The organism is Pseudomonas sp. PDM27 (assembly GCF_019219205.1).
Lineage (GTDB): Bacteria > Pseudomonadota > Gammaproteobacteria > Pseudomonadales > Pseudomonadaceae > Aquipseudomonas > Aquipseudomonas laurylsulfatiphila.
This window is the reverse complement of record NZ_JAHUWF010000002.1, coordinates 21,951-45,147: the sequence shown is the minus strand read 5'-3', so window position 1 is coordinate 45,147 and position 23,197 is coordinate 21,951. Positions and strand designations below refer to the sequence as shown.

The following is a 23,197-nucleotide window of genomic DNA, read 5'->3' as shown; positions in this document are numbered from 1 at the left end:
TCGAGTGCCTTTTTTTTGCAGACTGTTGTCCCTGAAATGAAATGCGTGAGGAGAAAGGTATGCTGATTCTGACTCGTCGGTGTGCAGAAAGCCTGATTATCGGTGATGGCGAAATCACCGTGACCGTACTCGGCGTCAAAGGAAATCAAGTGCGCATCGGTGTTAATGCCCCTAAAGAGGTAGCGGTTCACCGGGAAGAAATTTACCTGCGTATCAAGAAAGAGAAGGACGAAGAACCAAGCCATTAATTTTTATCGTTTTTTATGTTTGCAAACGGGGAAGAAGCTGGTTAATATACGCCCCGTGTTGCGGAGAGCTGGCCGAGTGGCCGAAGGCGCTCCCCTGCTAAGGGAGTACACCTCAAAAGGGTGTCGGGGGTTCGAATCCCCCGTTCTCCGCCATTATTTGCTTAGTACGTTGTAATCTGGCTTTTTCGGTAAGTTGTTGAAATTACTAGAAAAAGTGTTTGACATAGAGATTAGACGGCCTATAATGCGCGGCAACAAATGCACTCGTAGCTCAGCTGGATAGAGTACTCGGCTACGAACCGAGCGGTCACAGGTTCGAATCCTGTCGAGTGCACCATTTAAGAGTCATCTGCAGTAATGTGAATGACTTGGCTTCAACCAGTTGTGATCTGGTCTAAAAACACAAATTGCACTCGTAGCTCAGCTGGATAGAGTACTCGGCTACGAACCGAGCGGTCACAGGTTCGAATCCTGTCGAGTGCACCATACAACAGAAAGCCCGCATTTAATGCGGGCTTTTTGCCGTCCGGGATTTGGCTTTTCCTTTCGTGCATCCCTTCTCATCGAACTCTACGTTTGCGCTACGACCTCGCAGGGTGTCGTAGCGGTAGCTCGTGGCTGAATTGCGAATACTGATCCTGTCCGGCTTGCCGAGGGCGCTTTCGACGTCTTGCTGGGTCATGCCGGCGATCACTCGCTGATGCATGATCGCCTCCCGGCGCTGCTTGGCAGTGATCAGGTTTCCGCACTTGTCCTGCGCCTGACCGACCACGGTCGGCTCTTTCCTTTGGATTTTCATTCCTGATGTTTCACGAGGTTCGGCTGGCGGCATAAGCGCCATCGTGCTGCCGGGTGTAAACGCGCGGACATCCTGAAGTGAAACGCTTTCTCCTGCGGCACAACTCAGTGTGGTGAAGGTGATGCGCCCATTGGCCGCCTCACAGCGGTGAACGCTGGTGGCGAGTGCCAGGGGCAGGGGGCTGAGCAGGCTGAGCAGTAAGAAGAATTGTGAAGATGATGGCATCAGGCGTCCTCCATGACGTTCCTTTTCAAGGGTAGCGGCTACAATTTTCGAAGCGGCGTGTGTTTTCTTTTCAGAATACGTCGTCGCACTTTCACGGATCAGGACGATGCTCAGGTTTGTTATGCAAGCGCTTGTTTCAGCCAAGATTTTTTAACGTTTAAAACCGTCAGGCGGTGTATCATTGCGCCCGTCAGCCCCGCCGGGGCTTGTGGAATACCTCCATGGACTTACCCAGTAGTTACTCAGTACCCCGTTTTACCAATCATGAATTGACTGATTGATCCTTCCGGCGTGCCCCGCTGCTGGGAGTGGAGTTCGCCTATGTCCGAAGTTGAAGTAAAGAAAACGCAGGAAAGCTTGCAGGATCGCCTGGCTCAGGTGGTTGAGTTGCTGCAGCGCCAGCGAGTGGTAGAAGACCTGACTCACCGCCAGGAAGGCCCGCATCATGACCGGGTCGAGAACCTGGTCCACCGGCAGAACCTCGTCGAGTTGCAACGCAAGCTCGATGACCTGCACTCCGCCGACGTCGCCTACATCCTTGAAGCCTTGCCGCTGGACGATCGTCTGACGCTCTGGCAATTGGTCAAGGCCGATCGCGACGGCGACATCCTCCTTGAAGTATCCGATTCGGTCCGTGAATCGCTGATCGCCGACATGGATGATCACGAGCTCCTGGCAGCCGCCAAGGACATGGATGCCGACGAACTCGCTGACCTGGCCTCCGAGCTGCCGCGAGACGTCGTCCATGAGCTCATGGAGACCCTCGACCAGCAACAACGCGAACGTGTGCGTTCGGCACTGTCCTACGACGAGGAGCAGGTCGGTGCGCTGATGGACTTCGAGATGGTGACCATCCGCGAGGATGTCAGTCTTGAAGTGGTCCTGCGTTATCTGCGTCGTCTGAAAGAGCTGCCGGGCCACACCGACAAGCTGTTCGTGGTTGATTACGACGGCGTCCTCAAGGGTGTGTTGCCGATCAAGCGTTTGCTGGTCAACGATCCGGACAAACAGGTTTCCGAGGTGATGGCCAGCGATCCGGTGAGCTTTCACCCGGACGAAGACGCCTATGATGCCGCCCAGGCGTTCGAGCGTTACGACTTGATCTCCGCGCCCGTGGTCGACAAGAACGGCAAGCTGATCGGCCGTCTGACCATCGATGAAATGGTTGACCTGATCCGTGAAGAGAGCGAAAGCGAAGTTCTCAACATGGCGGGTCTGCGTGAAGAAGAAGACATTTTTGCGTCGGTCTGGAAATCCCTGCGTAACCGCTGGGCCTGGCTGGCGATCAACCTGATTACCGCGTTCGTGGCTTCCCGGGTCATCGGTTTGTTCGAGGGTTCGATCGAGAAGCTCGTGGCGCTGGCGGCGTTGATGCCGATCGTGGCGGGGATCGGTGGTAACTCGGGCAACCAGACCATCACCATGATTGTTCGGGCCATGGCGCTGGACCAGGTGAGCACCGGCAATACCTCGCGCCTGATGCGCAAGGAGTTGGCAGTCGCCTTGATCAACGGTGTGATATGGGGCGGGGTGATCGGTGTGGTCGCCTATCTGCTGTATGGCAGCTGGTCGCTCGGCGTGGTGATGACCGCCGCGATGACGCTCAACCTGTTGCTGGCGGCATTGATGGGGGTCTTGATTCCGATGACCCTGGCGAAGATGGGCCGTGATCCTGCGATGGGAGCCAGTGTGATGATTACGGCCATGACCGACAGCGGAGGCTTTTTCATCTTCCTCGGGTTGGCGACAATTTTCCTGCTTTGACGTCCTGTTCACTGAAAACCCGCCTTCTGGCGGGTTTTTTGTGCCCGGGTTTCAGGCAAAAAAATTCTTCACACAGCCTGGGAAACTGTAGGAGCCAGCTTGCTGGCGATGGACTCAAGGGCGCTGCGTTTATCCAGTTTGCCCGCGTCATCGTTAACGATCATCGCAGGCAAGCCAGCTCCCACAGGGGGCCATGCCCACGCTGAAACTGTAGGAGCCAGCCTGCTGGCGATGGACTCAAGGGCGCTGCGTTTATCCAGTTTGCCCGCGTCATCGTTAGCGACCATCGCTGGCAAGCCAGCTCCCACAGGGGCTCCTGCACGGGGTGGTGCCCACGCTCAAGCCTGTGAAAAAACCAAAAAAAAGCCAGCGATCAGGCTGGCTTGAGCTTTCTGGCTGAATCAGGACGCGTCGGCGGCCATTTCAGCGTCATGAGCGATCAGTGACACCAGGGCGTTCTGCTGTCGATGGGACAGTTGGCGGAAGCGTTGCAGCAGCTCCCGTTCGTGCAAGGAAAGCTCCGGGCTGTCCAGGCGCATGCTCAACTCTTCTCCCAGTGCGCCTTCCTGAATAAGACTCTGCTCAAGGCGCGCAATGATTTCGGAGTTCATGCTGCGATGATGATTGCGAGCCACCTCGGCAATGCGTTCACGCATTCCGTCTGGCAGACGTACGACGAACTTGTCAGCCGTACGGCTGGAATAAATTGCCTGTTTCAATGGGCGCATATATTTAACCGGTTAGTTCAGGGGAGCGGTTTTCGGGATTGGCCGCAGGATGTCTGGTAGGACAAGCTCTCTGACCAAATGTTCAACCTGAATTGATAGAGGCGCGCATCATGCCTCAAACCAGCCAGATCCTTGGCGTCAATTCTGTGACAAATATTGAACTGGATAAAGGCGTTCTGCCAGCACCAATTATCAGAAATGCGCACTGGTTTGAAAAGTTTGACCGGGTCGTTTCGCTTGGTGCTTTCTCCGACCGACGAAAGGTCTCTGGCGGGAGGAAAAAAGCGGACTCGATCCCTGTTCCTTACCCTTACAGAATAGTGGCAAATGGCCGATTTACTAGGGGAGGTCGTATTGAGGGGCTGAATTCAGGATGGATGGCAGGCACTGAATCTGCCAAGCCAGGGTCAACGCAGTACCGGATCAAACTTGATCTTGCGTCCGACAATCAATGCGAGCACGAACAGAGCGGTGAATACACCACAGGCGATCAGGGGGAGGGTGACGACCATGTCCTGGGTCAATGACAGATGAAAAATGCCGCTCAACAAGGCGAGGATGAAGAAACTCGCGGCTGATCTGGACATGCGGTGCTCCTGATGGGGGATTCAAAATACCAAACGTTCGGCAGGCGGGTTCGGCACCGGGATGTTTTCCTGGCTGACAAAACCGTGCTGGTCGCTTATCGCTGCCAGCTGCGGAGCCTTCTGCAACTGAAGGTAATGCGGGATGCGTTGGGCAACCTGCGTCGCGCTGCTCTCGGGAAAAAAATGAAATCCCAGTAAAACTGCCAGTGCGATTGCATTCGAGAGTAAAAGGGCGCATTTCATGGCGCGGACCTCGGTTGTTCTGTGAGAACAGCAGAAGCAGCTCGCATGCCAGAGTTTATCGACAATTAAATTCTTTAAAAACAATGAATTAAGTTATTTTTGGTAAAGCTCCATATTGCATTTTGCAATGATGGCTTTTTGCATTGATGCAATTTGCACGGTCAACAAGTCCGCGCTCGGCCGAGGCGTCTGCCTACACTTAAAAAGCCTACGGACGACATGACAAAAGCCAGCCCGGCCGTTAACATGCACGCCGTCCATCGCACCGCGTTTCTTCGCGGCCGACTTGTGTCTCAGTAGCTCAATTGGATAGAGCATCCCCCTCCTAAGGGGAAGGTTGGCAGTTCGAACCTGCCCTGGGACACCATATTCTGCAGCTCCCCGCCTGTTCCAACGCCTCCTTATCACGACGTGTAGATCACGTTCGACAAACTCAGATGCCCGGGGTTTATCGAAGCCATCAACCCTGCCTTCGCGACTATCCGTCTCCTCTCCCACGTAGTCTGAATCTCCCATTCCGTCTGGGAGTATCCGCCGATGTGCGGCCTGTAGTGCTTGTTCATAGTTGAGACCTGTAGATCAGAAAATGGTCCAAGGTCGATCTCCGATGACTGGACCCCCGCTCAGGAGAAAGTCATGGCTATGCGCAAGAGAACCTCATCGCTAACGAATGACCTGGCCAGTAACGCCGGTGAGCATCCTTCACCCGTCAGCCACGACTGGACTTTTACCTACATTCCGACCGTTACCACTAACCTTAAAGACTACGCACCGGGCAGCACTGCCATCATCACGGCCAGCGGTTTCGCCGCTGGCAGCACAGTGACGCTCGAAGTGGACCACGCCGTCGGTGCTGGCGCGGATGGCGTGTGGGGCACGTCCGACGATGTGCTCAATACCAACACCGGCGCGGGTCACGAGCCCTGGTCCGTGACCGACGGCGGTGCCGGCGATCTCGACGGCCAGGTCAACGGCAGCGTTACCACGTCCTGGTACGTGAATCCCGACGACTCGGCGGGCGCAACGTTTCTGCTCACCGCGGCCTCTGCGGGCGTCGATGGCGTCGTCGGCAGCGGTGACGACGCCGTGGCGACAACTTCGTTTACGGACAGCGTTTTGGGCGTCGTGGCGACTGGCGAGGACGTGACTCTGGACGAAACGGCCGGGTTACAGAACGCCACTGCCACGCCAACCCCGGCGGGGGACGTTGACGACAACGACATTCTGGTGGCGTCCCTGCCTTCGACCTTCACTACCCGTTTAGCCGCACTGGGGGCAGGTACTGCCACGGGCGCGGCCTTGAGTGGCTATACCGGTGCCGCGGGCAACACGGGCAGCAATGCATTCACCATCACCGCTGACCCCGGCGCAAGCATTACCGATATCAGCTTCGTCGGCAGCTCCGGCGCACCGCTCAATGGCGTGGACAGCGGACTGGATACCCTCGATGGCACCAGCATCCTTCTCTATACGGATACGAACAACAACATCGTCGTGGGCCGAGCCGGTAGCGCAACCGGCGCGATCGTGTTCGCCGCCTATATAGAAGAAACCGGATCGCCGGTCACGGGCGGCAAGATCTGGACCGTGGAGTACCAACCGCTCAAACATCCTGACATGACGAATGCCGATGATTCGCTCAATCTGGCGGATAAGGTTTTCATCGGGGCCAGCCAGGACCTGGAATTCAGCCTGGCCAACGCGCCCTCCGGTCAGAACCTCTTCCTGATGTTCACGAAGGCGAACCCGAACGTTGTCGATGTCGCAGGTGTGTTGCGGATCACGGATCCCACCATCATCGCCACCGGCAAGGACCCCGCAGACCAGTCAAGCGGCTTCAATATAACGACTGGCGACACGATCAATACCAGCCAGGCGGGGGGGCCGACCACATTCGGTACCAACAATCAGATGATTGTGGAGCAAGAGGGCATCCGCTTTTCGTTCGTCACGGGTGCCAGGCAGAATGTGACCATTCCCAACCTGGACCAGAACGAAGCCGATGTTGAATCCAACGTCGACTTTACCGGCGTCTTCAATGCGAAGTCGGCCAGTTTCGACGTTGTGCAGTTGCAAAGCGGCAAGAGTGCCGTGGTAAGGGTCAGCGCATTCAGCACCGCGGCTGAACCCGGCACGAATTTCATCAATGGGTACGGGAATGATGCGTCGGTGGCCATCACCAATGTTCGCGTCTTCAACAGTACCGGGCAGGTGATCGAGAACTCAAACGGCTTGGTGAATGATCCGGCCATCACCATCAGCTTTGCAACAGGGGTTGCAACCATCACCGGCGTTAAAGCCGGCTACCAGATTGAATACACCACGACGTCGGACCACAACCGCGTGCTCGTCGAGAACGGTGCGGCCGTCAATGCCAAGGGCAATGAGCACGCCGATTTTGATATCGGTGGTTTCACGCTGGTCCAGGCCTCTATTTCGAAAGCCGAAATCGGCTCCAAGATCATCTTCGACGACGATGGGCCGAGCCTCAGCACCACTGGCACGGAACCGACGCTGACGGTGGACGAGACGGTGCTGGCGACCAACGATACCCAGAGCTTCGCCGCCAACTTCAACTCGGCGTTTGGTGCTGATGGTGCCGGGACGCTGACCTATGCGCTGGGCATGGTGGCCGGGGCTTCCGGGCTGACGGACACGGCCTCGGGCGAGGCGGTCAACCTGTCACTCAACGGCACCGTAGTGGAAGGCCGCACCGCCACGGGCAACCTGCTGGTGTTCACCGTCAGTGTGGCCGCCGATGGCAGCGTCACGCTCGACCAGCTCCGCGCCGTGGTGCATTCCAACACAACCAATCCCGATGATTCGACGAGCCTGGCCTCGGACAACCTGGTGACGCTGACCGCGACCAAGACCGACAGGGACGGCGACAGCGCCCAAGCGACCCTGAACATCGGGCAGAACCTGGTGTTCAAGGACGACGGGCCGAGCATCAGCACCACCGGCACGGAACCGACGCTGACGGTGGACGAAACGCTACTGGCGACCGACGCCACCCAGAGCTTTGCCGCCAACTTCAACTCGGCGTTTGGCGCCGATGGGGCAGGCACCATGACCTATGCGCTGGGCATGGTGGCCGGAGCCTCCGGGTTGACGGACACGGCCTCGGGCCAGGCGGTCAACCTGTCGCTCAATGGTGCAGTGGTCGAAGGGCGTACAGCCCTCAGCAACCTGCTGGTGTTCACCGTCAGTGTGGCCGCCGATGGCAGCGTCACGCTCGACCAGCTCCGCGCCGTGGTGCATTCCAACACAACCAATCCCGATGATTCGACGAGCCTAGCCTCGGACAACCTGGTGACGCTGACCGCGACCAAGACCGACAGGGACGGCGACAGCGCCCAGGCGACCCTGAACATCGGGCAGAGCCTGTTGTTCAAGGACGACGGTCCGACCATCAGCACCACCGGCGCGGAGCCAACGCTGACAGTGGACGAGACGCTACTGGCGACCAACGCCACCCAGAGCTTTGCCGCCAACTTCAACTCGGCGTTTGGCGCTGATGGTGCCGGGACGCTGACTTATGCGCTGGGCATGGTGGCTGGAGCCTCCGGGTTGACAGACACAGCCTCGGGCCAGGCGGTGAACCTGTCGCTCAATGGCGCCGTGGTCGAAGGGCGTACAGCCCTCAGCAACCTGCTGGTATTCACGGTCAGTGTGGCCGCCGATGGCAGCGTCACGCTCGACCAGCTCCGCGCCGTGGTGCATACCGACCCAACCAATCCCGATGATTCGACGAGCCTGGCCTCGGACAACCTGGTGACGCTGACGGCGACCAAGACCGACGGAGATGGCGATAGCGCCCAGGCGACCCTCAACATCGGGCAGAACCTGGTGTTCAAGGACGATGGGCCGAGCATCAGCACCACCGGCACGGAGCCGACGCTGACGGTGGACGAAACGCTGCTGGCGACCAACGATACCCAGAGTTTTGCCGCCAACTTCGACTCGGCGTTTGGCGCGGATGGGGCAGGCACCCTGACCTATGCGCTGGGCGTTGTGGCCGGGGCTTCCGGACTGACGGATACGGCCTCGGGCCAAACGGTGAACCTGTCGCTCAATGGCGCCGTGGTCGAAGGGCGTACGGCCCTCGGCAATCTGCTGGTATTCACGGTCAGCGTCGCCGCCGACGGCAGCGTCACGCTCGACCAACTCCGGGCCGTGGTCCATCCCGACCCAACCAATCCGGATGATTCGACGAGCCTGACCTCGGATAACCTGGTGACGCTGACGGCGACCAAGACCGACGGGGATGGCGATAGCGCCCAGGCGACCCTCAACATCGGGCAGAACCTGGTGTTCAAGGACGACGGGCCGAGCATCAGCACCGCTGGCACGGAGCCGACGCTGACGGTGGACGAAACGCTGCTGGCGAACAACGATACCCAGAGCTTCGCCGCCAATTTCAACTCGGCGTTTGGCGCGGATGGGGCAGGCACCATGACCTATGCGCTGGGCATGGTGGCCGGAGCTTCCGGACTGACGGATACGGCCTCGGGCGAGGCGGTGAACCTGTCGCTCAATGGCGCCGTGGTCGAAGGGCGTACAGCCCTCAGCAACCTGCTGGTATTCACGGTCAGTGTCGCCGCCGATGGCAGCGTCACGCTCGACCAGCTTCGCGCCGTGGTCCATCCCGACCCAACCAATCCGGATGATTCGACGAGCCTGACCGCGGACAACCTGGTGACGCTGACCGCGACCAAGACCGACGGGGACGGCGACAGCGCCCAGGCGACCCTGAACATCGGGCAGAACCTGGTGTTCAAGGACGACGGGCCGAGCATCAGCACCACTGGCACGGAGCCGACGCTGACGGTGGACGAAACGCTGCTGGCGAACAACGATACCCAGAGCTTCGCCGCCAATTTCAACTCGGCGTTTGGCGCCGATGGGGCCGGGACGCTGACCTATGCGCTGGGCATGGTGGCGGGAGCCTCCGGGCTGACGGACACAGCCTCGGGCCAGGCGGTGAACCTGTCGCTCAATGGCACCGTGGTGGAAGGGCGTACAGCCCTCAGCAACCAACTGGTGTTCACCGTCAGTGTCGCCGCCGATGGCAGCGTCACCCTTGACCAGCTCCGCGCCGTGGTCCATCCCAACACAACCAATCCTGATGATTCGAAGACGCTGACCTCGGACAACCTGGTGACGCTGACGGCGACCATTACCGACAAGGAGGGCGACAGCGCCCAGGCGACCCTGAACATCGGGCAGAACCTGGTGTTCAAGGATGACGGGCCGAGCATCAGCACCACCGGCACGGAGCCAACGCTGACGGTGGACGAGACACTGCTGGCGACCAACGACACCCAGAGCTTCGCCGCCAACTTCAACTCGGCATTTGGCGCCGATGGGGCGGGCACGCTGAGCTATGCGCTGGGCGTGGTGGCCGGGGCCTCCGGGCTGACGGACACGGCCTCGGGCCAGGCGGTGAACCTGTCGCTCAATGGCGCCGTGGTCGAAGGGCGTACGGCCACGAGCAACCTGCTGGTGTTCACGGTCGGTGTCGCCGCCAATGGCAGCGTCACGCTTGACCAACTCCGCGCCGTGGTGCATTCCGATCCAAACAATCCGGATGATTCGAGGACGTTGACCGCGGACAACCTGGTGACGCTGACGGCGATCAAGACCGACGGGGACGGCGACAGCGCCCAGGCGACCCTCAACATCGGGCAGAACCTGGTGTTCAAGGACGACGGGCCGGCACTCAGTTTCGGCAACCTGATCGGGACCGGTAGCGTTCTGGCGCAATCCGGGTTCTGGAATATGGCGACCGGAGCCGACGGGCTGGGTGCGGCCGGTCTGGATATCTCGCTGGTCAACAACCTGTTCACCCTCGTCAGGCCAGACAACACGACCACGACCGGGACCGGCACGCTCACCGAGCTGGCGCAGTCACCGGATGTCAATGGCGCGTACCAGTTCGCGGGAACCTTGACCGGTGATTTCGACAACAACAGTGCAACGACGAATACCACCGTCGACTACACGTTGACCGCCTATGCCGATGGTCGCTATGCACTGGATCTGGTGCAGGGCTTCAGTTCGACGATCGTGCTCAGCAGTGCCGACGGCTCGCTCGCTGCCGGTGGCCCGGATTCGGTACGCACGTTGTTGATTCCGCAGACCAGTAACCCGGCTATTCCTTCGACATCCGAGGAGATCGTGTTCTTTTCCGCGAAGGCGCTTGCTTCGACGGCGGACATCCTGACCGGCATCGGGCTCGGAGCATCCGACCCCACCGAAGCCACGCTGCAGACCAACCCCCTGCCGTCGTACATCGACCCGGCGGCGATGAACGTCAGCACGTCCGGCATCGGCGTCGCCAACAACGTTTTCCAGGGCGATAACCTGGCGGCAATCAGCGCTGCCGATGAAAGTTTCGTCATCAATCCAGAGAGCCTGCTGACGGGCATGAAGGTCTTCATCGACAACTCCGTGGCGGGCTACAACACGGCGACCGAGGACCTGTACTACAGGATCTACTACGCCGATGGCTCGAATTCCAGCCTCGTCGAGGTGAACACCCTGACGCCGGAGGCTGGCGGGCAGGTGTCCTTCCTCGTCCAGAAGGAGGGCGCGACACTGATCGACGCTGTCCAGCTGACGATGGGCCGGGGCGATGTCAAGATCCCGGTGATCCAGTTCATTCAGCAGAGCGAGAGTCTGGCCAGCGATGTCCAGCTGGCGTTCAGTGCGACGCTGACGGACAAGGATGGGGACTCGGCGACGAGTACGTTTGCCGCCAACCTGTTCGCCAACGACCCGGTCAACGCAGCCTTCGACTTCTCGCTGGTTGGCACCATCGGTCTGCAGGATGCGTTCAACATCGATCTGTCAGTCAATGAGAACCTGTACCAGGTCAGCGGCTTCGATGTGGGCTCAGGCACGCAAGACAAGCTGGTGCTCAACGGAGACCCGAGCGCTGTTGTTCAATCGATCAACAACGTCGGCGCAGACAGCGTCGTGACGGTTGCCGAGACGGGCGGACAAACAACGACCATCACCTTGGTCGGGGCCCATGTTCAGAGTACCGACATCTTTTTTGGCAGCGCCTGAGGCTTTGCGCGCGTGACGGATGCGAGGGTGGCGCAGGAAACCACCCTCGCATTCTTTTTGCAGCTCTGATGCGAGATCCCCATGTGCCCATGCGCTGTGGACTGGCGAGCAGCACAAGGCTTGAAGAGCGCAGAGGGTAGGTGCAAGTGGGCGAGGCAGGATTTACCGAGAACGACATCAATCTTGCGGGGGCACTCTGTCCCGGGCCAGCGACAAGGAGGGGGGAACAGTGACGGCCTGGCTCCTGAAAGTGAGGGGCAGACCGCCTTCTATCGACTTGAAACTCAATCCAGTTCCACCCAGACGGACTCGGTCGGAGCTTCGTTGGTGAGCCCGTGTTTCAGCGCATACATCAGCAAGTCGATGCGGTTGATCAGATTAAGCTTTTGATAGATGTTGCTGAGGTGGTTGTGCACAGTGTGCTCGCTGATCCCCAGGCGCCCGGCGATGCTTACATATTTGGCGGACGGCTCACCCACGATGGCGCGAATCAGCTCTCTCTCGCGCAGCGTCAACCGCGCCTGTTTTGCCTGCTCCAGATTGCACTTCATGGGGATATGCCCGTTCGCGGCATAGCCGGAAAGGCCGCCGGCCCAGGCTCTATCCATTGCGCAGTCGCTATGGTGGACCTTGAGGATGGCCTGGATAATCGATTCCGTCGGGTCTTCCGCCAACACGATGCCGCGAGCGCCGGCCTCTATCGCTTGGGCAGCGGGGACAACTTCGTACAGGCCCTTGAGCAGCAGCACTTTCATTGCGGCGCTACGGGTGAGTCCGGCGACGACATCCAGGGGATTCAGCGCATCCGGAAAGAAACTGAAAAAAATGACATCGGGCTGCAACTGATCGGCAAGATCCAGCGCCTGGGTATAGGTGGTGGCCTGTCCTGTCACTTCCATCCGGGGCTTTCTGGCATTGATCAAGTCGTGAAGGCCCATGAGTACGAGGGGGCGACAATCGATCAGCATCACGCCAATGGGCTCTTTTGGGTCAGTCATGATCTTCCTGACCTCCTTGAAAAACCAATGATGGCCTCCACCGGCAGGCGGCGCGAACGTTTCCAGAAGGCAGCCAAAGCCCGGGAGAACAGATAAATACGAATAATTATCAGTGGTTTGCGCATGATGATCTGCTCCCTCCCGCCTCTCAACTGATTCTAGGTCAACCCGGAGCGCTACCTGCCTGCCCGCCCATCAGTCCTCGATCCAGATCCGGCGCGGACAGGCCAGTCCGATGCTCTCGAGAAGGGAGAGTAACCCTAGAAAATCAAGGTATTAGGTCTGCCATAGATGGCCAATGGCCAAGGTCGGATCCACATCATGGTCGTCAATTAATCGACGAGTGGCGTTAACTTAGGAGCGCTAATATCAGTCCAGTCAATTTATCGGCGAAATCTGCCTGGCCAGCCTCTGGCAATTGCGGGTGCTCATGTATTGCCGGTGTTCATGAATCAGCACTTTTTTGTGCGCGATGTCTCGTTTCCAGAAACGCCGTCACCTATTCCGAGTGAGCGTTGGGGCAGGTTCTCAAGGGAATGCCATGGCTGGCCGATAACCCGGACAGTTACGAGCGTCTTCACCTCTGGCGGTCAGCGCATGTGCTGATTGGCGATGGGAAGCTGTTTGATGGCTAAGGGCTACCAGCTATCATCTGCGCGCCAAAACAGGGGCTGCGAAGCTGAGTCCGTCCGTGTATTTGCCTTTGGGTTCTTCTTCTTAAATTGCCTGGAAATCTTCGATGCTGTCGTATCACCAAAAGCGTTTTCTGATCGTCGATGATTTCTCGGACTTCCGCAGTTCGGTTCGCTCGATGCTGCGCGAACTGGGCGTCAAGGACGTGGACACTGCCGATACCGGCGAACAGGCGCTGAAAATGTGTTCGCAGAAGGCCTACGATTTCATCCTGCAGGACTTTCACCTGGGCGACGGCAAGAAGAACGGCCAGCAGGTGCTCGAAGACCTGATGGAAGAAAAGTTGATCAGCCATGAAGCGGTGTTCGTGATGGTCACCGCCGAAACCAGCCAGGCCATGGTGCTCAGTGCGTTGGAGCATGAGCCCGATGCCTACCTGACCAAACCGTTCAACCGTTCCAGCCTGGCCCAGCGCCTGGAGCGCCTGGAGCAGCGCAAGACGTTGCTCAAGCCGATCCTGCAGGCCCTCGACCGAGGCAAGCCGATGGAGGTGCTCAACGCCTGCATCGCCCTGTGCAAGCAAGACATCCGTTACTCGCCGTTGTGCCTGCGCTATCGCGCCGATGCCTTGCGCGACCTCAATCAGAACGAAGCGCTGGAGCGGCTGTACGACGGCATCATCGCCGACCGTCCGTTGCCCTGGGCATTTGCCGGGCTGGGCAAGTTGCTATTCAAGCGCGGTCAGGTCGGACAGGCCAAAGGTATCTACGAAAAAGCCCTGAAAGTGTTCCCGATGATGCCGTCGCTGTACGACGGCATGGCTGACGTGCTGGTCGCCGAAGGGGACACCAAGGGGGCACAGCGCGTTCTCGAAGAAGCGATTCGCCTGTCGCCGCTGGCGGTGCGCCGACAAGCGTTGCTGGGCAAGCTGGCGATGACCAACGAGGACTTCGATACCGCTTCCAAAGCCTATCGTCAGGCTGTGGCCCAAGGCGCGCAGTCACGTTTCAAGGACCCTGAAAGTAACCTCGGCCTGGCTCACGCCTTGATCAGCAAGGGCAGCGACAGGGGGCTGGATACCCGCACCCGGCTGGAAATCAACACCACGTTGAGCGCCGTGGCCAAGGACAACCCTGGCGACCCTGGCCTGCAAATTCGTGCACGCTTGATGAAGGCCACCAGTCTGCTGATCAACGATGCGGAAACGGCCGACAAGCTCACCGAGCAGGCCCTGTTGCGCCTCGATGGCATGGAGCAGTTCATGAGCGCGGAAGCTGCGTTGCTGGTGGCCAAGCAACTGAAAATGCTCGGGCAGTCCGAGGCCGGCACCGCGATGCTGAAAAACTGCGTGGAAATCTACGGCGACGATCCGGCGGTGATGAAGGACATCGCCAAGCAGACCGACGACCCGAGCATCCTCAATGCCGGCAACGCCGCCGCTGAACTCAACCGTCAGGGCGTGCGCGTCTACAAGACCGGCAATCTGGTGGAGGCCCGGCAGGTCTTTCGCAAAGCCCTGGCCATGCAACCGAAGAACATCAGTATCGCCCTGAACATGGCGCAGTCGTTGTTGCACGGCACCGATACCAGCATTGCTTCGGCGGAGCTGGAGGAATGCCGGACCTGTCTGAAAATGGTCGGCTTGATGCCCGATACCGACGCGCGTTTTCCACGTTACCAAAAGCTCAAAAGCAAGGCGTTTGGCCAATGAACGACAACGAACAGGCACTGGACTTCTCCACGGTGATCGCCTCCACCGTGCACGACATGAAGAACTCGCTGGCCATGCTGATGCAGGCCCACAGCCAGTGGCTGGCGCGATTGCCGGAATCGGCGCAGCAGACACCGGAGCAGGGCGTGATCGACTTCGAGTTCGCCCACCTCAACGGCATGCTGGTGCAGTTGCTGGGGCTGTATAAGCTCGGCGTCAACCAGATGCCGTTGCAACCGGCCTACCATGAGCTGGACGACTTCATCGAAGCGCAACTGGCGTGTCATCAAGAGGTGTTCGCCAGCCGCGGCATCATGGCCACCTATGAAGTGGACCCGCTGAGCCCGCTGGGTTTCTTCGACCGCGAGTTGATCGCGTCGGTATTGGCCAACTGCATCAACAACGCCATTCGTTTTGCACGGCATGCCGTTCTGATCAGTGTCAGTGACGAAGCCGGGCAACTGGTGTTGACCATCAATGACGATGGCGAGGGGTATCCGGCGCAGATGATCGAGCGTCAGGCCGATTACGCGCAGGGCATCAATCAAAGCACCGGCAGCACCGGCCTGGGCCTGTACTTTGCCGGACGAATTGCCGCACTGCATCAACGCAATGGCGTGGGCGGGCACACCGAAATCAGCAATGGCGGTCCGTTGGGCGGTGGGGTGTTCCGTCTTTACCTGCCCTGACAGACAGCATATTTATCGACGCTGCTTGAAATTCCGAACACGCGGAGCCTATTTTGTACGGTCGCCGTTCGCGGCCCGCACAATAACAAGGATAGCGTCATGACGACCGTTGGCCTGAGTTCACTCGCGCAGCGATTGACGGGCATTGATGAAGTTGAATGTGTCACGCCGGATTTGAATGGCGTACCACGGGGCAAAGTGATGACCTCCGAGGGTTTTCTCGACGGTCGACGTTTGCAGCTGGCGCGGGGTGTGCTGCTGCAATGCATCATGGGCGGGTATCCGCCGGCGCGGTTTTACGGCAGCGATGATGGCGACCTGGCGCTGATTCCGGACCCTGCACAAATCCACCGCTTGCCCTGGAGCAACCCGCCGCGTGCTTTCGCCATTTGCGACGCGGATGAACTGGGCACTACCACCAGCTCCAACCTGTCGACCCGTGGCCAGCTCAAGGCGGTGATTGCCCGTTACGCGGCCCTCGGCCTGGCGCCCGTGGTGGCGACCGAGCTGGAGTTCTTCGTTTTTGCGCCTAACACCGACCCGACTCAGCCGTTCCAGCCACCGGTGGGGCAGGACGGTCGTCGCGAGGACGGTCAGTCGGCGTTCAGCGTCAGTTCCAACAACGGCTTGCGGCCGTTCTTCAATGAAGTCTACGCGTGCATGGCGGCGCTGGGATTGCCCCGCGATACCTTCATGCACGAGATGGGCGTCAGCCAGTTCGAGATCAACCTGCTGCATGGCGATCCATTGCTGCTGGCCGACCAGACGTTCCTGTTCAAGCACTTGCTCAAGGAAGTGGCTCTCAAGCACGGCCTGAGCGTGGTCTGCATGGCCAAGCCGTTGGCGCATACGCCGGGCAGTTCGATGCATATTCACCAGAGCGTGGTCGAGATCGACTCGGGGCGTAACGTGTTCAGTGACGAGGCGGGGCAGGAGACGGCCACCTTCCGCCATTTCATTGCCGGTCAGCAAGTGTGCATGGCCGACTTCACCGCGTTGTTTGCGCCGAACGTGAACTCCTATCAGCGCTTGTGCCACCCTTACGCCTCACCGAACAATGCCTGCTGGTCCCACGACAACCGGGCGGCCGGCCTGCGTATCCCGGCCAGTTTGCCGGTGGCCCGTCGGGTCGAGAACCGTTTGCCCGGGGCCGATGCCAACCCGTATCTGGCGATTGCCGCAAGCCTGGCGGCAGGGTTGCATGGCATCGAGAACGCATTGGAGCCGAGCGCACCGATCCAGGGTGAATTCGAAGTGCCGGACAATCTTTCATTGCCGTGTACCTTGCATGCAGCACTTGAGCGTCTGAAACGTAGCCGGTTGGCCAAGGAACTGTTCGGCACGGAATTCATCGAAGGCTACATCGCTTCGAAGACCCTGGAGCTGAGCAGTTTCCATGATGAAATTACGCCCTGGGAACGACGTGTTTTAGCCGCCCAGGCCTGACGATCTGTCGACATCCGGCTATCGTTTAGCGATAGCCGATTCTCACTGCAAGGAGCCGCTCGGAACGCCGATGCGCCAAATCTGGAAATCCTTTCGAGCACTGTATTTCGCCTCGCTGATGATGTTGATCGGCTCGGGCCTGTTGAGTACTTACCTGGGCTTGCGCCTGGCGGCCGACCATGTCGACAGCCTGTGGGTCGGTGCGTTGATGGCCGCCAACTATTTCGGCCTGGTGCTGGGGGGCAAGATCGGTCACCGCTTGATTGCCCGGGTCGGGCATATCCGGGCCTACTCGGCTTGTGCGGGGATCGTCGGTGCGGCGGTGCTCGGCCATGGCCTGGTCGATTGGCTGCCGGCCTGGCTGTTCCTGCGGGTCATCGTGGGTCTGGGCATGATGTGTCAGTACATGGTGATCGAGAGCTGGCTCAATGAGCAGGCCGATGCCAATCAGCGCGGCATGGTATTCAGCGGTTACATGATCGCTTCGTACCTGGGCCTGGTGCTGGGGCAGCTGATTCTGGTCATGCACCCGGCGCTGGGGCTGGAGCTGCTGATGCTGGTCGCCCTGTGTTTTGCCCTGTGCCTGGTGCCTGTGGCCCTGACCCGGCGGATTCACCCTGCACCCTTGCATCCTGCACCGATGGAGCCACGGTTCTTTATCAAGCGTGTCCCGCAATCATTGAGTACGGTGCTCGGGGCGGGCCTGATTGTCGGTTCGTTCTACGGTCTGGCGCCGCTGTATGCCTCGCAGCAAGGGTTGTCCACGGAGCAGGTCGGTCTGTTCATGGGTAGCTGCATTTTTGCCGGGCTGCTGGTGCAGTGGCCGTTGGGCTGGCTGTCCGACCGCTACGACCGGGCCGTGCTGATCCGCAGTTTCGCGTTCAGCCTGGCACTGGCCGCACTGCCGCTGGCGATCATGCCGCAGGTGCCGCTGGAGGTATTGTTCATCGCCGGCTTCCTCTGCTCGCTGGTGCAGTTCTGCCTGTATCCGTTGGCGGTGGCGTTCTCCAATGACCACGTCGAAGGTGATCGCCGGGTGTCCCTGACGGCGATGTTGCTGGTGACCTACGGTGTGGGTGCGAGTATCGGGCCGCTGGTGGCAGGTGTGCTGATGAAGCTGTTCGGCAGCCAGATGCTTTATGCCTTCTTCAGTTTCTTCGCCTTGGTGCTGGTGTGGCGGATTCGCCCGAAAGCGGTAACCAACCTGCATCAGGTCGACGACGCACCGCTGCATCACGTGGCCATGCCGGACAATATGACGAGTTCGCCACTGGTGGCCTGCCTCGACCCTCGTGTTGATGAACAGGTGGTGCAGGATCAGATGCACACTCCGGTGAGTACCGGGCCAGAGCCTGAGCCAGAACCAGAAGCCGTCACCGGAACTGAAACCGATCAGCCGCCGCAAGACCCTGATACAGGGCGGGACCCTAACTTCAGCGAGGCCAGGCCTTAAAGACGGGGCACAAAAAACGGGCAGTCACCGCAAGGGACTGCCCGTTTTTTGTGGAGGCTCTATCAGATGTCGTCTTTGTCGAAGCGGCGCGCTTCACGTTGCAACTGGTAGACGAAGCGTTCGACCTGGCGCTGCACCAGTCCGCTCATGTTGTGGAAGCGAACGCCGGCGAAGGTGGTGGAGATCTTTTCTTCGAAGTGCAGATAACGCAACTCGACTGGAGCGGTCATCTTGCCAAAGGGCAGGTCGGCGTTGAAGCGGTCGTACACCTGGCCCAGTTGCAGGCTGCCCGTGATGTCGCCGTCGAAACGCAGTTTGCAGCCGGTAGCGGAAATATCCAGCAGCTTGCCGCTGATGGGGGCCTTGAGCTTTTCGCCGTCGAGATTGACGTTGACCAGTTGTGCCAGCTTCAGTGCCGCGCGGAACGCATTGCGGCGCTGGTGGTACACCACTTCATCGGGCAGGGCGCCGCGATAGCAGCGGCTGCCACCGGATTCGTCGATCTTCAATTGGCCGTTGCTTTCCCAGGCAATGCGCACACCTTCGTGGAAGCCTTCGACCCTGAAAGGTTCGCCCGCCATCAGGTAGCGCTCGCCATCACGAGGGATCATTTCGTCCAGGGCAATCATGTTGCTGTCACGGTCCAGATCCACCAGATAGCTCTGGAAGCGCTGGCTGCGCTCGTGGAACGTGATGATCAGCGGGTCATGGCTTTCGAGCAGCTGGCGCAGGTTGCTGGAGATTTCCAAGGGCGTGGAGAGCACCTTGGGTGGCTGCGGAGCATCATCCACGGATAAGGCATTGGACACGGTTAATCAATCTCCAGGCAAAATTTGACTACGGCTGGCCAGCATTCTGCCAGCATCTTTCGCGTCTTGGATAGAGCGGGCTCATTGAGCGGCCTAAGCCTGACTGAGGGGGCGCGGCTTAGCAAGCTTGGAGAATGTTCCGCTGGCGTCGTAAAGCGCCGGAGTTTCACCACCGGTGAGGATTTTCAGCTGGGTGGCCGTAGCGGCCTGCTGAGTGAGGATCGACTGGCCGTTGTTGGCATTGATGGCCTGGCACTGGGCCAGGAGATCGGTCAGCACGTCACTTTGCGCCAGCAACTGGTCGCCAATGCTCGACTGGCTGGCCAGTTGCTCCAGCCCGCCGCGGTTGGTCGGCAGGTTGAGGCTGGCGAGGATTTCACTGCGCTTGCGGCCATGCTGTTCGAGCAGGACGACCAATGCCTGTTTCTGCGCCAGGATGCCCTCGAGCAATGGCATGTCACGGCCATGCAAGGCGAGGGATTCGGTCTGCAGTAATTCCAGCAGGTGTTGCGCTGGAGCAAAGTCGTCGGTGATCAGTTGCAGTAAATGAGTGTCGTGCATGGCTGGCCTTGGGTTTTAAGCGTCCAAAAGCCTGGCGCCGGCGGTGGCCTAGCGCTGGGCTTCGAAGTTGAGCAGTTTGCTGGCTACACGGTTGCTGTCGACTTTATAGCTGCCATCGGCAATCGCTGCTTTCAACTCGGCCACGCGGGCTTTGTCGACGGCAGGCTGATCGCGCAGCTTGTCAGTGACCTTCTGCAACTGTTGAGCCTCATTGCTGAGATGTACCGATTCCCCGCTGTTGACGGTACCGGCCTGTTCGGCCGCGGATTCCAGCGGCGCGGTTTTGCCGGCTTCGGCGCTTTCCTTGCTGGCGCTGGTACGTGTACTGCCCGTAAGGGGCGAGGAGCTGTTCAAACGGCTGAAATCGATGACCATGATAAAAAACCTCTGGGAATTTGGACGCTTGCCATGGTTTCGGCCATTCCCTGGAAAACTTTAGGCTCATTTTCAATGAACCTCGCGCGCGTCAGCGCTTGCCCTGCATGGAGCACAGTCTAGGGAACAGCCGCGGCAAGCGCCACATTCCGATGAGCAGAGCGCCTTACATGGACACTTCCACCTGCCCCGGCGCCATGACCTGCGCCTTGATGACTCGCTGGGAGTTGAGGTTTTTCACCCGGATCTGTTCGCTCAGGCTGCCGTTCGACAGGGCTTCGCCGGGCATGCGCACGCTGAGCGTACCGCTGCGGGCGGTAATCACCACCTGATCACCCTTGCGGATCACCTCGGCCTGTTCGATATGCACCAGGGTAATCACCTGGTCGGTGACCATTGGTCGGGTCAATCGCTGCCCGATCGCCTGGTCGAGGGACGTCAGGTAGCCCTGGCTGATCAGGCTGATATCGCGCTCGCGCAGCACCACATCTCCGGGCTCGACAATGGCGGCGCGACGCAGTGGCCGGGCGGTGGTCACGACATCGCGAAACAGGCGGACTTGAGCGGGTACGAACACAGTCCAGGGGGAGGCGCCCTCGCAGCGGACCTTGACCGTGACCCGTCCCAGCGGCTTGGGACTCTCGAGGGTTGCTGTCAATTCCTTGTCGCACATGGGCATGTGCATGCGCGGGTCGAGCGGGTTGACCTGGATCTCGTAGCGACCTTCCGTTTGACTGGTTGCCAGATAGTCTTCTACGGTGAATTCAAGAAAGCCCTGAGTGACGCCGATAAGCATGTCAGGCAAGGTAACCGCGTCAGCAAGGGCAGGGCTGCCAGCGTTGAACAGGCAAACAGCCGCCAGCACGCCCAGCAATTTGCGATAGGGTGTGGTCAGGCGTCGAAAAAATGTCGGTTCTGTGTTCATAACGATTAAAAAAGCAAGCGCCGTGCCGTTTAGTGATGAAGGCGCGTCGCAACAACACTTGGCGTTGGTGTAGGAGTCTGGGCATGGCTGGTGTAATGGATTCGGTAAACCAGCGCACGCAACTGGTGGGGCAGAATCGCCTTGAGCTGTTGTTGTTCCGTCTCGACGGCCAGCAGCTGTACGGGATCAACGTATTCAAGGTTCGGGAGGTGCTGCAATGCCCTCAGCTGACGTTGATGCCCAAGTCCAGTCCTGTCGTGTGCGGCGTGGCGAACATCCGGGGGGCGACCATTCCGATCCTTGATCTGGCGATGGCGACCGGCTCCGGTGCGTTGAAGGACAAGAACAATCCGTTCGTGATCATCACGGAGTACAACACCAAGACCCAGGGTTTCCTGGTGCGCTCGGTGGAGCGCATCGTCAACATGAACTGGGAGGAGATCCATCCGCCACCCAAGGGCACCGGACGCGATCACTACCTCACGGCGGTGACTCGGGTCGACAATCAGTTGGTGGAAATCATCGATGTCGAGAAGGTGCTCGCGGAAGTGGCACCTACGCCGGAAGCGATTTCCGTCGGCGTGGTGGATGTCGAAACCCAGCACAAGGCGCTTTCGTTGCGCGTGCTGACGGTCGACGACTCATCGGTGGCGCGCAAGCAGGTCACGCGTTGCCTGCAAACGGTCGGCGTCGAAGTGGTGGCGTTGAACGATGGTCGGCAAGCGCTGGACTACCTGCGCAAACTGGTCGACGAGGGCAAGAAGCCGGAAGAAGAGTTCCTGATGATGATCTCCGACATCGAGATGCCGGAGATGGACGGGTACACCCTGACGGCGGAAATCCGCAACGACCCGCGCATGCAAAAGCTTCATATCATCCTGCATACTTCGTTGTCGGGGGTATTCAATCAGGCGATGGTCAAGAAGGTCGGTGCCGATGACTTCCTGGCCAAGTTCCGTCCTGATGACCTGGCATCCCGGGTAGTCGACCGGATCAAAGCAGCAGATATCAGCTAGGGGCCTGCGCCCCTGGCAGTCAACACGATTTAAGAGGCGGCATCATTGTCTACGGGTAATTTGGATTTCGAACAGTTCCGGGTATTCCTGGAAAAAGCCTGTGGCATTTTGCTCGGTGAAAACAAGCAGTACCTGGTCTCCAGCCGTCTCAACAAACTGATGGAACAGCAAGGCATCAAGTCTTTGGGTGAGCTGGTTCAGCGCATGCAGACCCAGCCGCGCAGCGGTTTGCGCGAACAGGTGGTGGATGCCATGACCACCAACGAAACCCTGTGGTTTCGTGACACCTACCCGTTTGAAGTCTTGAAGAACAAGGTCCTGCCCGAAGCGATCAAGGCCAGCCCCGGCCAGCGCCTGCGTATCTGGTCGGCGGCGTGCTCGTCGGGCCAGGAACCCTATTCGCTGTCGATGTCCATCGACGAGTTCGAACGGGTCAACATGGGCCAGTTGAGGATGGGCGTACAGATCGTTGCCACCGACCTGTCCGGCACCATGCTGAACAACTGCAAGACCGGCGAGTACGACAGCCTGGCCATCGGCCGCGGTCTGTCGCCCGAGCGCCTGCAGCGTTATTTCGACCCGAAAGGGCCGGGACGCTGGGCGATCAAGGCGCCGATCAAGAGCCGGGTGGAGTTCCGTTCGTTCAACCTGCTGGACAGTTACGCGGGCCTCGGCAAGTTCGACATCGTGTTCTGCCGCAACGTGCTGATCTACTTCTCCGCCGAGGTGAAGAAGGACATCCTGTTGCGCATCCACAGCACGTTGAAGCCGGGTGGATACCTGTTCCTCGGTGCTTCCGAAGCGTTGAACGGATTGCCGGATCATTACCAGATGGTCCAGTGCAGCCCGGGGATCATTTACCAGGCGAAATGATTTCGCTGCTGTTGTCAAAAAACGGGAGTCCTCAGGGACT

The 23,197-nt window shown here is 59.3% G+C and carries 19 protein-coding genes and 4 tRNA genes; 13 read left to right on the top strand and 10 right to left on the bottom strand.

Annotation, left to right across the window (positions count from 1 at the left end; all coding sequences use genetic code 11):
• The first annotated feature begins 59 nt into the window (after positions 1–59).
• The 4 genes from csrA (at position 60) to KW838_RS05545 (ending at position 734) form a co-directional block, all read left to right on the top strand.
• Complete coding sequence (gene csrA, locus KW838_RS05560; protein WP_002554426.1) at positions 60–248, top strand: carbon storage regulator CsrA; 189 nt, start codon at positions 60–62, stop codon at positions 246–248.
• Between the two features lie 62 nt (positions 249–310).
• Positions 311–401, top strand: a tRNA-Ser gene (locus KW838_RS05555).
• Between the two features lie 107 nt (positions 402–508).
• Positions 509–585 (top strand) — tRNA-Arg (locus tag KW838_RS05550).
• A gap of 72 nt (positions 586–657) precedes the next feature.
• Positions 658–734, top strand: a tRNA-Arg gene (locus KW838_RS05545).
• Between the two features lie 19 nt (positions 735–753).
• On the opposite strand, the gene KW838_RS05540 is transcribed toward KW838_RS05545, so the two are convergent.
• A complete protein-coding gene (locus tag KW838_RS05540; protein WP_218500833.1) occupies positions 754–1,272 on the bottom strand; it encodes a cell envelope protein SmpA in 519 nt (172 codons plus the stop codon).
• 321 nt (positions 1,273–1,593) lie between these two features.
• Between KW838_RS05540 and mgtE the strand changes: the two genes are divergently transcribed.
• The gene (gene mgtE, locus KW838_RS05535) at positions 1,594–3,036 is read left to right on the top strand and encodes a magnesium transporter (protein ID WP_007971042.1); all 1,443 of its coding nucleotides are present in this window, start codon (positions 1,594–1,596) and stop codon (positions 3,034–3,036) included.
• A 401-nt stretch (positions 3,037–3,437) separates the two neighbouring features.
• On the opposite strand, the gene KW838_RS05530 is transcribed toward mgtE, so the two are convergent.
• The 3 genes from KW838_RS05530 to KW838_RS05520 form a co-directional block, all read right to left on the bottom strand.
• Positions 3,438–3,764, bottom strand: a complete 327-nt coding sequence (locus KW838_RS05530) for an Arc family DNA-binding protein (protein WP_003178899.1) — start codon at positions 3,762–3,764, stop codon at positions 3,438–3,440.
• 407 nt (positions 3,765–4,171) lie between these two features.
• Entirely contained in the window at positions 4,172–4,351 is a 180-nt protein-coding gene (locus KW838_RS05525; protein ID WP_102699820.1) for a PA3371 family protein, read from the bottom strand.
• A gap of 21 nt (positions 4,352–4,372) precedes the next feature.
• Positions 4,373–4,594: a hypothetical protein gene (locus tag KW838_RS05520; protein WP_102699819.1), complete on the bottom strand. Its 222-nt coding sequence runs from the start codon at positions 4,592–4,594 to the stop codon at positions 4,373–4,375.
• Positions 4,595–4,884: 290 nt separating this feature from the next.
• Between KW838_RS05520 and KW838_RS05515 the strand changes: the two genes are divergently transcribed.
• Positions 4,885–4,961, top strand: a tRNA-Arg gene (locus KW838_RS05515).
• Positions 4,962–5,230: 269 nt separating this feature from the next.
• Positions 5,231–11,668: a DUF5801 repeats-in-toxin domain-containing protein gene (locus KW838_RS29465; RefSeq protein WP_256358755.1), complete on the top strand. Its 6,438-nt coding sequence runs from the start codon at positions 5,231–5,233 to the stop codon at positions 11,666–11,668.
• Between the two features lie 284 nt (positions 11,669–11,952).
• On the opposite strand, the gene KW838_RS05500 is transcribed toward KW838_RS29465, so the two are convergent.
• Together KW838_RS05500 and KW838_RS29460 are read right to left on the bottom strand one after the other, a co-directional pair.
• On the bottom strand, positions 11,953–12,666 hold the full coding sequence (locus KW838_RS05500; RefSeq protein WP_218500638.1) for a response regulator transcription factor: 714 nt from the start codon (positions 12,664–12,666) through the stop codon (positions 11,953–11,955).
• Positions 12,663–12,791: a hypothetical protein gene (locus KW838_RS29460; protein WP_256358754.1), complete on the bottom strand. Its 129-nt coding sequence runs from the start codon at positions 12,789–12,791 to the stop codon at positions 12,663–12,665. The genes KW838_RS05500 and KW838_RS29460 overlap by 4 nt, the downstream gene beginning before the upstream one ends.
• Before the next feature lie 614 nt (positions 12,792–13,405).
• Here KW838_RS29460 and KW838_RS05495 point away from each other — a divergent pair.
• The 4 genes from KW838_RS05495 to KW838_RS05480 all read left to right on the top strand — a co-directional run bounded on the left by KW838_RS05495 (position 13,406) and on the right by KW838_RS05480 (position 18,598).
• Positions 13,406–15,010: a tetratricopeptide repeat-containing response regulator gene (locus KW838_RS05495; protein ID WP_102699816.1), complete on the top strand. Its 1,605-nt coding sequence runs from the start codon at positions 13,406–13,408 to the stop codon at positions 15,008–15,010.
• Entirely contained in the window at positions 15,007–15,699 is a 693-nt protein-coding gene (locus KW838_RS05490) for a sensor histidine kinase KdpD (RefSeq protein ID WP_218479491.1), read from the top strand. Before KW838_RS05495 ends, KW838_RS05490 begins: the two co-directional genes overlap by 4 nt.
• 201 nt (positions 15,700–15,900) lie before the next feature.
• Positions 15,901–17,145 (top strand): glutamine synthetase family protein, encoded by a 1,245-nt coding sequence (locus KW838_RS05485; RefSeq protein WP_218500831.1) that lies wholly within the window; start codon positions 15,901–15,903, stop codon positions 17,143–17,145.
• A gap of 70 nt (positions 17,146–17,215) precedes the next feature.
• A complete protein-coding gene (locus KW838_RS05480) occupies positions 17,216–18,598 on the top strand; it encodes an MFS transporter (protein ID WP_218500637.1) in 1,383 nt (460 codons plus the stop codon).
• 62 nt (positions 18,599–18,660) lie between these two features.
• Here KW838_RS05480 and KW838_RS05475 read toward each other — a convergent pair whose 3' ends face one another.
• The 4 genes from KW838_RS05475 to flgA all read right to left on the bottom strand — a co-directional run bounded on the left by KW838_RS05475 (position 18,661) and on the right by flgA (position 21,268).
• Entirely contained in the window at positions 18,661–19,407 is a 747-nt protein-coding gene (locus KW838_RS05475; protein ID WP_218500636.1) for a flagellar brake protein, read from the bottom strand.
• A gap of 93 nt (positions 19,408–19,500) precedes the next feature.
• Positions 19,501–19,968, bottom strand: a complete 468-nt coding sequence (locus KW838_RS05470; RefSeq protein WP_102699811.1) for a flagella synthesis protein FlgN — start codon at positions 19,966–19,968, stop codon at positions 19,501–19,503.
• A 48-nt stretch (positions 19,969–20,016) separates the two neighbouring features.
• Positions 20,017–20,343 (bottom strand): flagellar biosynthesis anti-sigma factor FlgM, encoded by a 327-nt coding sequence (gene flgM / locus KW838_RS05465; protein ID WP_102699810.1) that lies wholly within the window; start codon positions 20,341–20,343, stop codon positions 20,017–20,019.
• 166 nt (positions 20,344–20,509) lie between these two features.
• On the bottom strand, positions 20,510–21,268 hold the full coding sequence (flgA, locus tag KW838_RS05460) for a flagellar basal body P-ring formation chaperone FlgA (RefSeq protein WP_218500635.1): 759 nt from the start codon (positions 21,266–21,268) through the stop codon (positions 20,510–20,512).
• A gap of 83 nt (positions 21,269–21,351) precedes the next feature.
• Between flgA and KW838_RS05455 the strand changes: the two genes are divergently transcribed.
• Complete coding sequence (locus tag KW838_RS05455) at positions 21,352–22,284, top strand: chemotaxis protein CheV (protein WP_015096472.1); 933 nt, start codon at positions 21,352–21,354, stop codon at positions 22,282–22,284.
• Positions 22,285–22,329: 45 nt separating this feature from the next.
• A complete protein-coding gene (gene cheR / locus KW838_RS05450; RefSeq protein ID WP_102699808.1) occupies positions 22,330–23,157 on the top strand; it encodes a protein-glutamate O-methyltransferase CheR in 828 nt (275 codons plus the stop codon).
• Positions 23,158–23,197: the final 40 nt, after the last annotated feature.

Excerpts from the sequence above, each read along its gene's own strand:
- csrA (WP_002554426.1), top strand. The coding sequence starts at position 60 with ATGCTGATTCTGACTCGTCGGTGTGCAGAAAGCCTGATTATCGGTGAT.
- KW838_RS05540 (WP_218500833.1), bottom strand. The coding sequence starts at position 1,272 with ATGCCATCATCTTCACAATTCTTCTTACTGCTCAGCCTGCTCAGCCCC.
- mgtE (WP_007971042.1), top strand. The coding sequence starts at position 1,594 with ATGTCCGAAGTTGAAGTAAAGAAAACGCAGGAAAGCTTGCAGGATCGC.
- KW838_RS05530 (WP_003178899.1), bottom strand. The coding sequence starts at position 3,764 with ATGCGCCCATTGAAACAGGCAATTTATTCCAGCCGTACGGCTGACAAG.
- KW838_RS05525 (WP_102699820.1), bottom strand. The coding sequence starts at position 4,351 with ATGTCCAGATCAGCCGCGAGTTTCTTCATCCTCGCCTTGTTGAGCGGC.
- KW838_RS05520 (WP_102699819.1), bottom strand. The coding sequence starts at position 4,594 with ATGAAATGCGCCCTTTTACTCTCGAATGCAATCGCACTGGCAGTTTTA.
- KW838_RS29465 (WP_256358755.1), top strand. The coding sequence starts at position 5,231 with ATGGCTATGCGCAAGAGAACCTCATCGCTAACGAATGACCTGGCCAGT.
- KW838_RS05500 (WP_218500638.1), bottom strand. The coding sequence starts at position 12,666 with ATGACTGACCCAAAAGAGCCCATTGGCGTGATGCTGATCGATTGTCGC.
- KW838_RS29460 (WP_256358754.1), bottom strand. The coding sequence starts at position 12,791 with ATGCGCAAACCACTGATAATTATTCGTATTTATCTGTTCTCCCGGGCT.
- KW838_RS05495 (WP_102699816.1), top strand. The coding sequence starts at position 13,406 with ATGCTGTCGTATCACCAAAAGCGTTTTCTGATCGTCGATGATTTCTCG.
- KW838_RS05490 (WP_218479491.1), top strand. The coding sequence starts at position 15,007 with ATGAACGACAACGAACAGGCACTGGACTTCTCCACGGTGATCGCCTCC.
- KW838_RS05485 (WP_218500831.1), top strand. The coding sequence starts at position 15,901 with ATGACCTCCGAGGGTTTTCTCGACGGTCGACGTTTGCAGCTGGCGCGG.
- KW838_RS05480 (WP_218500637.1), top strand. The coding sequence starts at position 17,216 with ATGCGCCAAATCTGGAAATCCTTTCGAGCACTGTATTTCGCCTCGCTG.
- KW838_RS05470 (WP_102699811.1), bottom strand. The coding sequence starts at position 19,968 with ATGCACGACACTCATTTACTGCAACTGATCACCGACGACTTTGCTCCA.
- flgM (WP_102699810.1), bottom strand. The coding sequence starts at position 20,343 with ATGGTCATCGATTTCAGCCGTTTGAACAGCTCCTCGCCCCTTACGGGC.
- flgA (WP_218500635.1), bottom strand. The coding sequence starts at position 21,268 with ATGAACACAGAACCGACATTTTTTCGACGCCTGACCACACCCTATCGC.
- KW838_RS05455 (WP_015096472.1), top strand. The coding sequence starts at position 21,352 with ATGGCTGGTGTAATGGATTCGGTAAACCAGCGCACGCAACTGGTGGGG.